This window comes from Hymenobacter sp. YIM 151858-1, assembly GCF_025979705.1.
GTDB lineage: Bacteria > Bacteroidota > Bacteroidia > Cytophagales > Hymenobacteraceae > Solirubrum.
In genome coordinates this window covers 2,026,008-2,041,083 of the sequence record NZ_CP110136.1, presented here as the reverse complement: position 1 = coordinate 2,041,083, position 15,076 = coordinate 2,026,008, and the positions used below count along the sequence as shown (strand labels likewise).

Here is a 15,076-nt window from a genome sequence, read left to right as displayed (position 1 = left end):
GTGGGGTTAAAAGGTGCTTGACAACAACCCACTTACGCAAAGCCGCGAAACTCGGCTTTGCGGGGCTGCAACCATTGTAGGCACAGCAGTTTCTTTGGCTACCTTTAGTGGGTTCACTCACCTCATTTCCACCGCTTTTTTTCGCATGCGAAACCATTTACGCCTGCTGGGCTTGGTGTTTGGGCTGGCAGCAGTTAGTCCGGCCTGGGCGCAGGGCACGTACCCGCGCAACGGCGTGTACGACGAACGCCCCGGCCTCTTTGCCTTCACGCACGCCACCATTTTTACCGACTACAAAACCCGCCTCGACGACGCCACCCTCGTTATCCGCGACGGGAAAGTGGAGGCCGTAGGCAAAAACCTGAAAGTGCCCGCCGGCGCCGTGGTGCAGGACATGCGCGGCCGCCACATTTATCCGGCTTTTGTGGAGGCCTACTCCAACTACGGCCTGCCCGAGGTGAAACCTGCCGACAACCGTGGCCGCCGCGCGCAGGGGCCGCAGTTCGAAAGCTCGAAAGCCGGCGCCTACGACTGGAACCAGGCCGTGCACCCCGAGGTAAATGCCGCCGAACTGTTTAAGGTGAACGACGAGCAGGCCGAGCAGCTGCGCAAGCTGGGCTTCGGGGCCGTACTCACGCACCAAACCGACGGCATTGCGCGCGGCACCGGTGCTTTGGTGGCTCTGAGCTCGGGCCGTAAAGAAGCCGAAGTGCTGCTGCTCGATCGGGCCGCTGCCGCTTATTCCTTCGATAAAGGCACCAGCACGCAGGATTACCCCTCGTCGCTGATGGGCAGCATTGCGCTGCTGCGCCAAACCTACCTCGACGCCGACTGGAACCAGCGTAATCCGCAAAAGGAGCAAAACCTCTCGCTGCGCGCTCTGAACGACCAACGCCGCCTGCCCCAGATTTTTGAGGTGCGCGACAAGCAAAGCCTGCTGCGCGCCGACCGCGTAGGCGACGAGTTCGGCCAGCAGTACATCATCAAAGGCCGCGGCGACGAATACCAGCGCATCGAGGACGTGAAAGCCACCCGGGCGCCGCTGATCCTGACGCTGAACTTCCCCGATGCCTACCAGGTAGATGATATTTACGATGCTACGCGCATTGCCCTCGAAGACCTGAAGCACTGGGAAATGGCCCCGGCCAACGCGGCGGTACTGCAAAAAGCCGGCGTGCGTTTCGCCCTGTCGTCGGCCGACCTTAAGGACAAAAAGAAGTTCTGGACGAACCTGCGCACGGCCGTGCGCTACGGCTTACCCGAAGAAGAAGCCCTGCGCGCCCTCACGGCCACCCCCGCCGAGCTGCTGAAGGTGCAGGATAGGGTAGGAGCCCTGCGGCCCGGGATGGAAGCCAACTTCTTGGTTACCTCGGCGCGCCTGTTTGCCGACGACAACGTGCTGCTCGATAACTGGGTGCAAGGCCGCCGCTACAAGCTGAGCGAAGTGCCCACCGATTACCGCGGCGTGTACGCGCTACAAATCGGCCAGCAGCCCGAGGTGCGCATGCTAGTGGCCGGTAAGCCCGAGGCGCCCGAGCTGAAAGTAGCCCTGGCACCGAAGGATACCGTGCGCGGCTCGCTGAGCGTGGCCGGCGATTTGGCCACCATCGTGTTCAGCCAGAAGGGCAAAGCCAAGGGCCAAACCGTGCGCCTGAGCGGCTACTACACCGCCGAGGGGCGCGTTTTTCAGGGCGAAGGCCAGCTGCCCGATGCCAGCCAGGTAAAATGGACAGCCCGCCGCCTCGAGGAAGCCAGCCGCGCCGCCAAGCGCGACTCGGCCAAAGCGCCCGAAGCCCCGCAATTGGGCGGCATGATGTACCCCTTTGTGGCGTACGGCCGCACCGAGGTGCCCAAGCAGGAGGTGGTACTCATCAAAAACGCCACCGTTTGGACCAACGAAAAGGACGGCCGCCTGGAGGGTGCCGACGTGCTCCTGAAAGACGGCAAGATTGCCAAAGTGGGTAAGGGCTTGGTAGCCCCCAGCGGCGCCCGCACCATCGATGGCACCGGCAAGCACCTCACGCCCGGCATCATTGATGAACACTCGCACATTGCCATCAGCGAAGGCGTAAACGAAGGCACCCAATCGGTTACCTCCGAGGTGCGCGTGAGCGACGTGGTAGATGCCGAGGACGTGGACGTGTACCGCGACCTAGCCGGCGGGGTAGTAGCGGCGCAGTTGCTGCACGGCTCGGCCAACGCCATTGGCGGGCAATCGGCCATTATCAAGCTGCGCTGGGGCATGCCCGGCGAGCAGTACAAAATTCAGACGGCCCCCGGCTTCATCAAGTTTGCCCTAGGTGAAAACGTGAAGCAAGCCAACTGGGGCGACCTGAACGTGACCCGCTTCCCGCAAACGCGCATGGGCGTGGAGCAGGTGTTTGTGGACGCTTTCACGCGCGCCAAAGAATACCAGCAGGAGTGGGCCGCCTACAACAAGCTCGGCAAGGGCAAGCAAAAGAAGGTTGGCGCCCCGCGCCGCGACCTGGAGCTGGAGGCCTTGGTTGAAATCCTGGAGGGCAAGCGCAACATTACCTGCCACAGCTATGTGCAGAGCGAGATTAACATGCTCCTGAACGTAGCCGAGCGCATGGGCTTCAAGGTGAACACCTTCACGCACATTCTGGAGGGCTATAAAGTGGCCGATAAGATGAAAGCGCACGGCGCCACGGCCTCCACGTTCTCCGACTGGTGGGCCTACAAAAACGAAGTGCGCGACGCCATTCCGTACAACGCCGCCATCATGACGAAGGTGGGCCTGAACGTGTGCATCAACTCCGACGACGCCGAGATGTCGCGCCGCCTCAACCAGGAGGCCGCCAAAACCATCAAGTACGGTGGCCTTTCGGAGGAAGAAGCCCTGAAGCTGGTTACGCTGAACCCCGCCCGCGCCCTGAAGCTCGACAAGCAAATGGGCTCGATCAAGGAAGGCAAAGACGCCGATGTGGTGCTCTGGTCGGCCAACCCGCTGAGCATTTACGCCAAGGCCGAGCGCACCTTCGTGGACGGCCGGCAGCTGTTTGATCTGGAAAGCGACCTGCAGCTGCGCCAGCAAATGAAGCAGGAGCGCCAGCGCCTGGTGCAGAAGATGATCGACGCCAAGAAAGGCGGTGCGCCCACCCAAATGGGCGTGCAGCGCCAAACCGGCCACTTCCATTGCGACACGGTAGGCGAAGACAAAGACCTCGATCAGTAATGCCGCAGCAGCACGACGTGGTGCGGAGTGGGACTCCGCAGGCGGCCTGAAGCCGCCATTCGGTACCACACCTTCTTAGGCCTCTAGGTCAGGTAGCTGCCCATGCGAGGCCTTGGCGCCGGTAGCGCCACGCGGAGTACCACTCCGCGCCACTTCGGCTCATCCCGATAACACAACAGACATTCAGCCATGCGCTTTTCGCATAAACTTTTTACCCTTGCCCTGGCCCTAGGTGCCAGCGCCACCGCGGCGCTCGGGCAGGTGCCCACCCCGGCCCCGCCGCAGGCTAAACCCATTTTGCTGGTGGGCGGCACGCTGCACGTGGGCAACGGCACCGTAGTCAACGACGCCGCCGTAGCCTTCGATAAAGGCCGCATTACCTACGTGGGCGCCCAAAACGGCTTTGCGGCCGACAAAGCCGCCTACGAGGTAGTCGATGTAAAAGGCCAGCACATTTACCCCGGCCTGATTTTGCCGAACACCACCCTAGGTCTGACGGAAGTAGATGCCGTGCGGGCCACCGTCGACTCGCGCGAGGTGGGCGTGTTCAACCCCAACGTGCGGGCCCTGATTGCCTACAACACCGATTCCGACATCATCCCGACGCTGCGCACCAACGGCGTGCTGCTGGCCCAGGTAACACCTAGGGGCGGCATGATTTCGGGCCAGAGCTCGGTGGTGCAGCTCGACGCCTGGAACTGGCAGGACGCCGCCGTGCGGGCCGACGACGGCCTGCACCTGAACTGGCCCGGCATGGTGCTGAAGCTGAGCGCCACCGAAGATGCCCAGGCCGTGCAAAAGCGCCAGGACACGCGCGAGCAGCAACTCCGCGACCTGGAAAGCCTGCTGAGCGAAGCCGCAGCCTACCAGCAGCTGCCCAAAGGCCGCAAGGAAAACCTGCGCCTCACGGCCCTGGGTGGCCTGTTCGACGGCTCCAAGACGCTGTTCATCCACGTCGACTACGGCAAGGAGATTATCGAGGCGGTGCGCTTTGCCAAGCGCCTGGGCGTGCAAAAGGTAGCCGTGGTGGGCGCCCGCGACGCCTGGATGGCCCTCGATTTCCTGAAGCAAAACAACGTATCGGTGGTGCTCTCGCGCATTCATGCCCTGCCGCGCCGCCCCGACGACGACTACGACCTGCCCTACAAGCTGCCGTACATGCTGCAGCAGGCCGGCATTCCCTTCTGCCTTGATTACCAGGGCGACATGGAAATTCCGGGCTCGCGCAACCTGGCTTTTATTGCCGGCACGGCGGCCAATTTCGGCCTGAGCAAAGAGGAAGCCCTGACGGCCGTAACCCTGAGCCCCGCCCGCATGATGGGCCTCGATAAGGACTACGGCAGCCTGGAGCAAGGCAAAAGCGCCACGCTGGTCATCAGCACCGGCGACCTGCTCGATATGCGCACCAACAACGTTACCCGCGCCTACATCGACGGCCGCGCGTTCAGCCTCGAAAACAAGCAAACCTACCTCAACCGCAAGTTCAGCGGCAAGTACGGTTTGTAGCCGCGGGCTGCCCGCCTAGGTCTCCACACGCGGGGCCTGGGTGGGCAGCCCGTAGGCCGGGCCCGGCTTACCCGTGCTTGGCTTTGCAGGAAGCACGCACTTAGTAGGTATTTATCGCGATGGATTACGTAGTGGCGGGCATTTGCCGAACAGTTCTTGCTTGTAAATTGCTCGGGCTGAATTGGACTAATAATTTGCTGATGATCAGTAAATGACCGTTCTCGCCCGGCTGCACGCATTTTCGGCCCGCCAACACCCTGCCGATTGTATCGTACTTTGCGGTGTTGCCCGACCCGGTTAGCAGCGCAACACGATTTCGTATAATTACTCGCATGTTTGGCATTAGCCCAGGTGAACCTTCCATGAGCAACAATTCCGGAGCCGCAAGCCAGGCCTCAACCAGTGTTTTGCAGGTGCTTCTGGTCGACGACCATCCGTTGGTTATCGAGGGGTTGAAAGCCTTGCTGAAAGACATTCCGGACGTGCAGGTGGTGGCCTCGGCCGGAAGCGGCGGCGATGCGCTGCTGCGCCTGCAGGAAAACCCCGCCATTCGCGTGGCCATCGTCGACCTGAACATGCCAGGCATGACGGGCGTGGAGCTGATGCGCGCCATCCGGACGGCGCACCCCGCCGTGTGCACCATGGCCCTGTCGGTTTTTCACGACCACAGCTCCGTAACCGATGTGCTGGAAGCGGGTGGCTCGGGCTACGTGCTCAAGAACACCACCAAGCCCGAGCTTACCGATGCCATCAGGCAGGTGGCCGCGGGGCGCACGTATTTCAGCCCCGAGGTAGGGGCGGCGCTGCTGCAAAACCTGCACCGCAACGGCGCCAACCAAACCGATGGCCGCGAAGAGAAACCCGTGGAGCTGACGGCCCGCGAAATGGAAATTTTGCAGCTGATAGCCCGCGAATACCCCAACGCGCTCATCGCCGAAAAGCTTTTCATCAGCGAGCGGACGGTGGAAACGCACCGCAAAAACATCCTTACCAAAACCAACTCCAAATCGGTGGTGGGGCTGATTCAGTACGCCCTCAAGCACAAGCTCATCAACAACTCGTAGCAGCTCGCCCAGGAGTTTTCTGGCTACTATTCAGAGCGTCCGGCACAGGTGCCGGACGCTCTTTTGCTTTAAGTCAGGTTAAGTAGGATAAATCTGCTTTGCCGGCGCAGGCTCAACCATAATCTACCGACCACCGTATTGCGTCTGCGAACGGGGCTCAGGCATCTATGGCGCGTATAGCTTCCGGGTTGGTACTGAGCTGATTACTACGTACTAGCACGGATACTAAATTACGTAATGCTACGGATGGCGCAGCAATAAATTATTCTGCTATCTTAGCATCGTTCAATTATTTAAAATTTAATTTATAGTTGTCAAGGACTTTACGTAGCTTACGCTTGCTGACACCCAACCTCTTTTCCAACAACCTAAAACACGAGAACGAACATGGCTTCAAAGATCCTCTCCTTCATCTGCCACGTACCTGGTGTAATTCCTGGCGCTTACCCGGCGGTGCCTACCTCCAGCACTACCACCACGATGGCTGCGGCTCCCAAGAGCAGCATGGAGCGTCAGCACGCCGACAACGGCGGCGGCCACTTCACGGCCATTTACGAGAACGACAAATTTGTGCGCTTCAAGTACATCCACAATCCTGCATGAGAACACACTGACGCTATTTGCCTCCGGCAACAGAATTGCGCATCGCCCACCTGGTTTTAGGCCAAGTGGGCGATGCTGCGTTTGCGCCAAATGCCTCAGGCACGGATTTCGCCTAACTTGCACACCAGACCAAGTGTGCTGTTTTGCCTTATGCCGATTGCCTCTGTATTGTTGCGTAGCTGTGTGGTAGTGTTGTGGATGGGTACGATGTGGGGGCACCACCGGGCCGCTGCGCAAAACGCGCCTACGCCCACCGAGGGCACATTTTACGGGGTGGTGGCCCGGGCCACCGGCCGGGCGCTCGAGGTAAAAGGCGCCACCGCCGAGGCCGGCGCCGGCGTGGTGCAGTGGGAGTTTACCCAGGCCCAGAGCCAGCAGTGGCGCTTTGTGCGCATCAGCCCGGGCAGCGAGTGGTACCGCATCGAGGCGCGCCACAGCGGCAAATGCCTTACGCTGGAGCGCCCCGACGAAAACGCCCCCGTGGTGCAGCGGCCTTACACGGGCAGCCTGTACCAGCAGTGGAAGCTGGTAGCGGCGGGCCCGGTTGGCTGCGCCCAAATTGTGAGCCGCGGCAACGACTTTTGCCTGGCCGTGCCGAGCACCGATAAGCTGAACGGTACCGGCGTGGTGGGCCAGCGCGCCCAAACCAAAGCCACGCAGCAGTGGCGCATGTTTCCGCTGCGCCTGCAGCTGGCCGAAAACGCCCGCACCTTTGGCAAGCCCGCGCCCCTAGGTGCCGCCATCAACACGCCGGCCAACGAGCTGCACCCGGTGCTTACCGCCGATGGCAAAACCCTATACTTTGTGCGCACGCGCTTTGCCGGCAACACCGAGGGCAACACCGAATCGGGCGACGTGTGGACAAGCCAAACCACCGACAACGGCCAAACCTGGGGCCCGGCCATCCGCATCGACGCCCTGAACACGCCGCAGCACAACGGTGTGCAGGCCGTGCTCGCGGGCGGCAACGCCCTGCTGGTGCGCGGCTGGTACCAGTCCGACGGCACCTCCAAGGACGAGGGCGTATCCAAAGCGCGCCGCCTGGGCAATGCCTGGGGCAAGGTGGAGTCGGTGGAAATTGCGAACTACTACACCACGGGCACCTCGTCGACCTTTTTTATGACGCCCGACGAGAAAGTGCTGCTGATGAGCCTCGAACGTGCCGACGGCCAGGGCGCTAACGATTTGTACATCAGCCAGCCCGACCGCGACGGCGGCTGGACGGAGCCGCGCAGCCTGGGCGGCACGGTGAACTCGCCGGGCTTCGACTTTGCGCCCTGGCTTACGCCCGATGGCAAAACGCTGTACTTCGCCTCGTACGGCCACGCCGGCTACGGCAGCGCCGACATTTTCGTGTGCCAGCGGCTCGATGATACCTGGACGCGCTGGACGGAGCCGCGCAACCTAGGGCCCACCGTCAACAGCCCCGGCTTCGATGCCTACTTTCAGCTGGGGCCCGAGGGCAAATCGGCCTACTGGGCGGCGGCCCGCACCACCAACGGCCCCGCCGACATCGTGCGCGCCGCCGCTGGCCTCACGCCCGCCCCCGATACCCTGGTGGCGCAGGCGCCCGTAGCAGCCGCCGTGCCGGTGGCCACGGCCCCGCCGCGCGGCTTTGTGCAAGGGCGCGTGCTCGATGCCCGCACCCGCAAACCGGTGGTGGCCGAGGTAAAAGCCCAGCGCCTAGGTGGCGACATCGTGTTCAACGCCACGGGGCGCACCGATGCGGCGGGCGGCAATTACCAGTTTAGCCTGCCGGCCGGCCGCTACCGCGTAGCCGCTACCGCCGGCGGCTTTCTTACCGTAACCGACACCGTCAGCGTATCGGGCCCGCTGACGCTGGATTTGCTGGTGATGCCTGCCGCCGTGGGCTCGCGCCTCGAGCTGCCCACCATCATTTTCGCGCAGGGCAAAGCCAACCTGCTGGGCACCTCCTACGCCGAGCTGAACCGCCTGGCCCGCACGCTACAGGATAACACCTCGGTGGAAATCCGCCTCGAAGGCCACACCGATAACCAGGGCGACGCTAAGCTGAACGTGAAGCTTTCGGAAGAGCGCGTGGCCGAGGTAAAACGCTACCTCGTGAGCCGGGGCGTGGCCGCCGAGCGCATCAGCACCATCGGCTACGGCGGCGCCAAGCCCCGCGCCAGCAACGAGCGCGAAGAAACCCGCCGCCTCAACCGCCGCGTGGAGTTCACCATCACGAAGCAGTAAGGTGTCAGTTGTCAGTTGATAGTTTTTCGTTGTTCGTTTTTCGGCTGATGACGAGGTGCTTGGCAGCCGGTTGCCGTGCCCGAACCAGCCCATGGCCAACGGCCCCGGCCCCGGTTGCGTAGCGGCATAAAGCGTTGCGGGCTACTGGTGCTGCTTTTCCCGCCATGCTGGCAACCCCTCAACAGGTACTGGCAACCGGCAACTGAGAACTGACAACTCACAAACCAACCATGCAAGCCACCATTCAGCGCGAAGTAGCGTTGCCGAAGCTGCCCTCGGCCTCGGGCATTGAGATTGTAGGCGATTTGGCCTACATCATCGGCGACGACGCGCCTTTTCTGTATTGCCTCAGCGCCCGCGAGTTGGTGGCCGGCAAGCCGGTGCAATTGTTCGAAACGGCGCATTTCAGCTCAGGCCGCATCCCCAAAGACGTTAAGCCCGACTTGGAGTGCCTGACGGCCGTGGCGCTGCCCGATGGGCAAAAGGGCTTGCTGGTAATGGGCTCGGGAGCTACTACCGCCCGCGAAATCGGTTTTTGGGTGACGCTTGGGCCCGGCACGCCGCCCGCCGCCGCGGTGTATCCGCTTTCGCTCGCGCCACTCTACAACGCCCTTAAGCCGCTGCTGCCCAAAGGCATTACGCTGAACCTGGAAGCCGCCGCCGCTACTGCTGATACGCTTTTTCTGATGCAGCGCAGCGTGGGCACCGATGCCGGCAACCTCGTGTTTCGCTGCCCCCTGGGTGCCGCCATGGATTTTGTGCAGCACCGCTCGGCGCAGGTGCCGCCTATTGGTGTGCAGCGCTACGCCTTGCCGCACATCAGCGGCAAGCCCTCGGGCTTGTCGGGCGCGTCGGTGCACCACAACCTGCTGTTTGTTTCGGCCTCGGTAGAAGACACCACCGACCCCGTGGCCGACGGCGAGGTACTCGGCAGTTTTGTGGGCATCATCGACCCGAACCAGCAGAGCCGTAGGGCTTTGCCCGTACGCATGGCCCAGCTGGTGCAGCCCAACGGCAAACCTTACCTGGGCAAAGTAGAGAGCATAACCGTGCGACGCGAAGTGGCCCGCGGCCGCTACGAGCTGCTGCTGGTTACCGACGATGACAAAGGCGGCTCCACGGCCGTGGAGGTAGAGCTAACTACCTAGGGTGCCGAAGCTGGCCACAGGCAAAACCACCTAGGCAGGTGGCTGCTCACCTAATCCCGAGGCCGGTGCCACCTTACGTAACTGCCGGCCCAGCACCACGGCCGGGCCGCTGGCAAACCGCACCAGCATGGAGCCGTTGCGCCCGCGTATGCACTTGCCGCGGGCATCAAGCACCGGGTAGCACAACTCGCCGACAAGGCCGGAGCCCATCAGGCGGCTGAGCCGGTCGCCTAGGTAGCGGTAGGTGGTAAGAGGTGTGGGCATGAATAACAAAGCCCCGCATCAGCCGGAGGTGCCGATGCGGGGCTGGTTGTGTGTACTGCTGCGCTAACGTTCGAGTTTCGCGCCGGCGTCCACGGTGGGGCGCTCGGGGGTGTTGCTCACGGCCCAGCCGGTGGCGTACATCCAGCGCGTCATGCGGGCGAGCTTGGCGATGTCGATGCGCGCGGCTTCGTCGCGGGGCGTGTGGTAATCGGGGTGGAGCAGGGTGGTGAAGAACAAGCCCGGAATGCCCGCGCGCACGTAGGGCAAATGGTCGCTGCGAAAGTACCAGCCCTCGGGGTGCCTGGGGTCGTCCCAGCGGTTATCGAGCTTGAATTTGGTGAACTGGTTGTTGGCTTGCAGGGCCATGTTTACCAGGGCCGTGGAGTTGCGGTGCGGCGGCACCGAGCCCAGCAATGCCGCCGAATCGGGCGCGTTGCGGCCAATCATGTCGCCGTTCAGCACGGCCACAATTGAGTTTTTGGGCACGGTGGGGTGCTCGGCGTACCAGCGCGAACCCAGCAGGCCGCGCTCTTCGGCGCCGTGCCACACAAACAGGGCCGAGCGGCGGCCGGGGTTCAGCTTCCAGGCCCGCCCAATGGCCAGCATGGCTACGCTCACGGTGGCGTTGTCGTCGGCACCGTTCCAGATAGAGTCGCCCTGCATGGCCGGGCCTACGCCGTCGTGGTCGTGGTGCCCGCTGAACAGCACGTGCTCGGCGCGCAGCGTGGGGTCGGTGCCCGGGGCGCGGGCTATTACGTTGATGGATGGGTAGATGTAGCTATCAACTCCCAGGTTTGCCTTAAGCGTAGCCTTCGAGCGAAGCTGAGCACCTAGGGCTTGGCGTACCAGCAGCAGGGGCGCAGCCGGTGGAGTAGGTGTAGCGGTGGTAGCTGGCAGGTTGTAGGTGCCGTCTTCGTAGCGGAAACCCACAAAGCCCAGCTGCGGCTCGGCGGTGGCATCGGCTACCAACACAATGCCCGCTACGCCCTTGCTGCGCAGCGCCGTCCCCTGCTGACCTAGGGCCGACAAAATGTAGCGGAAACCCCACAGGCTCATTTTGGGCGCGGGCAGCGGCGTAGGCGGCAGCAGGTTCATGGCCACAATCTTGCCGCGCAAGTCGCGCTTGGTGGTATCAGCCATTGAATTCAGCCACACCACCGGGCCATCGAGGCGAGCCTCCACAGGGTTGGTCACCCAGGCATCCTGCCACAAGGCCACGGGTTGCCCGTTGAGCTGCACCCGGCTATCGGCCGATACGGCCACGCGGCGCAGCGGGTAAAACTGAAAGTAAGTACCATCGGCGCCGGCGGGCTCGAGGCCCGCTTCGCGGGCGCGGTCGGCCACCCACACGGCCGCACGTAGCTCGTCTTCGCGGCCGGCGCGGCTTTCACGCAAACTGTCGCTGGCCAGCTCGAATAAGTCGCGGCGCAGCTCGTCTTCGCGAATGGCACCGAACGCGGGCGGCTCGGTAGGGGAGGTGCTGACCTTGGAGGAAGCACTCGGTGGCCGCGTGCCGCAGGCTGTCAGCAAGCCGAGCGCAGCGGCTAGTATGGGTAGGTAGTTTTTCATAAGCAATGGAGAAGTGGATGCGGGAGCTGCCAGCAGGGTTGCCCTAGGTACCGCAACGGCATTTGGCAAGCTATGGCCGATGGGGCTGGTGCAGCGTGCCAAGCTACTGCTATAAGCTGTACTTAAGCGAGCAACGCGGCGCGTTCTTGTACGCGCTGCAACTCCAGCACGCCGGGTACCTCCGTTTGTCGTGGCAGCTCACCGGTGCGGGCAAATGCGGCCCACAGCTGGCGCACCTGCCTGCCGGCTTCCGCAACTTCTGCCCAAGGCACATCCCCCAGTAGCGGCACCGCTTCCCAGGTTTCGCGCGTGCCAAACAGCAAGGGCAAATCGATGGTGTGCGCGGCGCCGAACAGACTGCCGCGGGGGCTGAACGTTACGTTGAACAGGTAGGCCCGGCCGCCCGCCTGGGCATGGCGCTTGGCAAAAGCTGCTGCAGGAGCCACGTAGATGCGCCGCGAGCCTTCCGCTACGAGCTGGCGCGTAAGCGTTCGGCCGAGCAGCGGCACCCGCTCAATCCAGCGAAACTTGGGGTCGATGACGGCAAAAAAGCGCAGCTCCTCGGCCGTCGCGCCAATAAGCACATCGATTTTGGTTGCTGCCGACTGCCAGGCCTGCGCCACGGCTGCCTCGGGTGGCAGCGGGTAAGCACCGTACTGCGTACCGAAGGGCATACCGCTTTTCAGCCCCGCCCACCGTGCCGCCCGCCAGGCCTTTGCCTCCAAAGCCAACACTTCATCGGCACTGGCGGTTGCGGCAACGGAGCCAATGGCCGCGGCCATGGCCTGCGTCATGCGGGAGCGGTTGGGCGCTAAGCCAAGCGGTGCGCTGTGCAGCATCACGCGCCTGAACAACCCCGCAGCGCCCTCCGCAACCATGAGGTGCGCCGCCGCATCGCCACCCGATGAGTGCCCCAGCAAGGTTACGCACGCCGGGTTGCCGCCGAAGCCGGCAATGTTGCGTTGCACCCAGCGCAGCGCCGCCATCAGGTCGAGCAGGCCCAGGTTGGCCGGCGCATCCGCCCGACCCAGGAAGCCAAACAGGCCCAGCCGATAGGTAACGGCAACCGCTACCACCCGCTGTTCGCTGACGAGCGGAGCGGGGTCGTAGAAAGCCAGGTCGCCGGCGCCACTTACGTACGAGCCGCCGTGTATCCATACGATTACGGGTAGCTGCTCATCCGGGCGTGCATCGGCTGGTGCCGTAACGGTCAGCCGCAGGCAATCCTCGCTGTAGGTGCGGCCGGCCAGTACCGGACCTAGGGCCTGGTTCAGCAGCGAATCGACTACCTGCGGGCACGCCGGCCCTGGGCTGGTAGCTTGAATAGGCGCGGCGGCAGCAGGCTCATCAACCGGCGGCTTAAAACGCTCGGCACGGGCATAGCGGATGCCGCTGGCTCGCACCACTGCGCCATCGTAGTAGCCGATGATGGTGCCGGCCGGCGTATGGAACTGAGCAGGAGAAAGCGTGGACATGCGGAAAGTAGCAGCAGGAGCCAGGCTTTACGTTGCCCCGCGCCGCAAGGCCGAGCTAACAGCAGCACCGGAAAACAAAAAGCCCTTCGGCAGCAGTGCCGAAGGGCTTTTGAGTACCCAGAGCCGGGGTCGAACCGGCACACCTTGCGGTATTGGTGTTTGAGACCAACGCGTCTACCGATTCCGCCATCTGGGCAAGACGAACAACGCGGACCGTTGTTCAGGAACGGGTAGCAAACTTAGAGAGACTTTCGCGAATGCGCAAGAGGTAGCGGCGTTTCAGGTAATACGTGCGCACTTGCTGCAGGGCGGCGGGGCGCTGCTCTGCGGGCAGTTCAGCGTAGCCCTGGAGCACCGGCCCGATGTCGGTTTCTATTTCATTCTCAATCCGATTGACCTCGGTTTGCACGCGCGTTGCTACCTCGGCATCGGGTTCGAATTCCAACTCCATCAGCTGCTCGTTCAGCTCCATAACTTCCATTAAAAAATCTGCCGGAAGCTCTTGTTTGCCTTCTTCGAGCAGGCCGTGGCGCTGCAAAATGTACTGCAGGCGCTGGTCGTAGCTCGAGAGGGTGCGGTAGGCATTGGTGTTTTGCGTGGAGAGCTCCAGCATGTGCTGCTGCTGCTCGGGCGCGGCCGTGGCATGAAAGTCGGGGTGATACTCGCGGCTGAGCGCGTAGTATTTTGTTTTGAGGGCCTTTTCGTCGGGCAAAAAGCTTTCGGGAAGGCCGTAGAAGGCGAAGTAGTCGGGCTGCATAAGGCAAGGCGCACGGCTGGGACCGCGCGAAACGGTGAGCGGAAGCCGGCGATGCATCGGCCGTGCCGGGCAACAACGGGCCCCTAGGTATAGTTTGGCTACAGCACCGAATCGGGGGGTGGCAGCTGGGCGGTTTGGGCCGTTACGGGGTGTACGGAAAACGCTACGGGCGGGGCGGCAAACAACCGCTTGGTGGCCGGCCACACCTCGCCAAACAAGGCCGATTGGCGGTAAGCATCGAGGTGCTCGGCCGAATCCCAGTGGCTGTAGGTGCAGAACACGTTAGGGGCGTCGGCATCCTGCCACAGCTCCATGTGGCGGCAGCCGGGTTGCTGCCGGATGCGGTCTTCGGAAGCCCGGAACACCTGCAGGAAATCCGGCACGGCTTCGGGCCGGAACGTTAGGCGCACAACGCGAATGAGCATAGCGGGTAGTCGTTGGGGTGGGACCGGCCCTAGGTCGGAAGTGCCGGCTGCGGTGCCGGCAGCGTGGGCTGGGCGGGCAAGCTACTCCTGCGCAAACCGCACATCGACCTGCGAATCGAAGTGCAAACCGAGCAGCTCGGAGGCATTGCCCTGGTTTACGCCGATGCACAGGGCGCCTTGGCTGTTGAACACGCACACGGCGTCGCCGGGGTCGGCGGTTTGGTAATGCGGGGCAATGTGGCGCACGGTTTCGCGGGCAAAATGGATGCTGAAGGGACGCTCGTGCCCCACGGCCTCGATGGCAGCGCGGGTGATGTTGGTAATGAGGTTGCCGTAGTGGTCGACGTGCACCACGTGGCCGGTAATGCGGTGATCCTGCAGGCGCAGCTGGCGGTTGAGCAGCTGGTACAACTCGGTGGTGAGCGGCCCTAGGTCGGTAAGGGAGCCACCTTGGGCCAGGTGCGCGGCCGCGGGGGCCAGCACCTCGCGGGTGGGGGAGGCGGGCCACTCGGCGGGCTGCGGCAACTGCACCAGGTCGTCGGGGCGGCCGTCGGTGAGCAAGGTGAGGATGCCGTTGTCGGCGGCCACAAAGTAGTGCCCGCGCCACGCAGCCGCCAGCCAGCCGCGGCGGCCCGCGCCGTGGTCCTCAACGCCAATCAGATGCACCGTGCCCGCGGGAAAGTCAGCAAAAACCGACCCGAGCACGTGCACGGCCTGCGCAATGTTGAAGGGCTCGATGGCGTGCGTGATGTCGAGCACGGGCGCGGCCGGGGCCAAACGCAGCAACTGCGCCTTAACGGCGGCCACGTAATGGTCGCGGTAGCCAAAGTCCGAAAGGAACGTTATCAGGCCCAT

12 protein-coding genes and 1 tRNA gene are annotated in these 15,076 nt (G+C 63.2%); 6 read left to right on the top strand and 7 right to left on the bottom strand.

The features are described 5' to 3' along the window. Positions 1-145 precede the first annotated feature (145 nt). From OIS50_RS09070 to OIS50_RS09045, 6 genes are all read left to right on the top strand, one after another. Entirely contained in the window at positions 146-3,196 is a 3,051-nt protein-coding gene (locus OIS50_RS09070) for an amidohydrolase family protein (RefSeq protein WP_264694068.1), read from the top strand. Between the two features lie 189 nt (positions 3,197-3,385). After that, on the top strand, positions 3,386-4,702 hold the full coding sequence (locus tag OIS50_RS09065) for an amidohydrolase family protein (protein ID WP_264694066.1): 1,317 nt from the start codon (positions 3,386-3,388) through the stop codon (positions 4,700-4,702). A 362-nt stretch (positions 4,703-5,064) separates the two neighbouring features. After that, positions 5,065-5,766, top strand: a complete 702-nt coding sequence (locus tag OIS50_RS09060) for a response regulator (protein WP_264694064.1) — start codon at positions 5,065-5,067, stop codon at positions 5,764-5,766. A 387-nt stretch (positions 5,767-6,153) separates the two neighbouring features. Further along, complete coding sequence (locus tag OIS50_RS09055; RefSeq protein WP_264694062.1) at positions 6,154-6,369, top strand: hypothetical protein; 216 nt, start codon at positions 6,154-6,156, stop codon at positions 6,367-6,369. 150 nt (positions 6,370-6,519) lie between these two features. Further along, positions 6,520-8,583 (top strand): RICIN domain-containing protein, encoded by a 2,064-nt coding sequence (locus OIS50_RS09050; RefSeq protein WP_264694060.1) that lies wholly within the window; start codon positions 6,520-6,522, stop codon positions 8,581-8,583. A 230-nt stretch (positions 8,584-8,813) separates the two neighbouring features. Continuing rightward, complete coding sequence (locus OIS50_RS09045) at positions 8,814-9,731, top strand: DUF6929 family protein (protein WP_264694057.1); 918 nt, start codon at positions 8,814-8,816, stop codon at positions 9,729-9,731. 30 nt (positions 9,732-9,761) lie between these two features. Here the strand turns inward: OIS50_RS09045 and OIS50_RS09040 are convergent, their stop codons facing one another. The 7 genes from OIS50_RS09040 to OIS50_RS09010 form a co-directional block, all read right to left on the bottom strand. Further along, positions 9,762-9,995, bottom strand: coding sequence for a hypothetical protein (locus tag OIS50_RS09040; RefSeq protein ID WP_264694054.1), 234 nt, complete (start codon positions 9,993-9,995; stop codon positions 9,762-9,764). A gap of 63 nt (positions 9,996-10,058) precedes the next feature. Next, positions 10,059-11,564: a M28 family metallopeptidase gene (locus tag OIS50_RS09035; RefSeq protein ID WP_264694052.1), complete on the bottom strand. Its 1,506-nt coding sequence runs from the start codon at positions 11,562-11,564 to the stop codon at positions 10,059-10,061. A 122-nt stretch (positions 11,565-11,686) separates the two neighbouring features. Beyond that, on the bottom strand, positions 11,687-13,039 hold the full coding sequence (locus tag OIS50_RS09030; protein ID WP_264694050.1) for a carboxylesterase family protein: 1,353 nt from the start codon (positions 13,037-13,039) through the stop codon (positions 11,687-11,689). A 114-nt stretch (positions 13,040-13,153) separates the two neighbouring features. Beyond that, positions 13,154-13,235, bottom strand: a tRNA-Leu gene (locus tag OIS50_RS09025). Positions 13,236-13,259: 24 nt separating this feature from the next. Continuing rightward, positions 13,260-13,796, bottom strand: a complete 537-nt coding sequence (locus tag OIS50_RS09020; RefSeq protein ID WP_264694049.1) for an iron-sulfur cluster co-chaperone HscB C-terminal domain-containing protein — start codon at positions 13,794-13,796, stop codon at positions 13,260-13,262. 98 nt (positions 13,797-13,894) lie between these two features. Next, on the bottom strand, positions 13,895-14,221 hold the full coding sequence (locus OIS50_RS09015) for a putative quinol monooxygenase (protein WP_264694047.1): 327 nt from the start codon (positions 14,219-14,221) through the stop codon (positions 13,895-13,897). Between the two features lie 81 nt (positions 14,222-14,302). Next, positions 14,303-15,076 carry an SAM hydrolase/SAM-dependent halogenase family protein gene (locus tag OIS50_RS09010; RefSeq protein ID WP_264694045.1) on the bottom strand — a complete coding sequence of 258 codons (774 nt, stop codon included), beginning with the start codon at positions 15,074-15,076 and terminating at the stop codon, positions 14,303-14,305.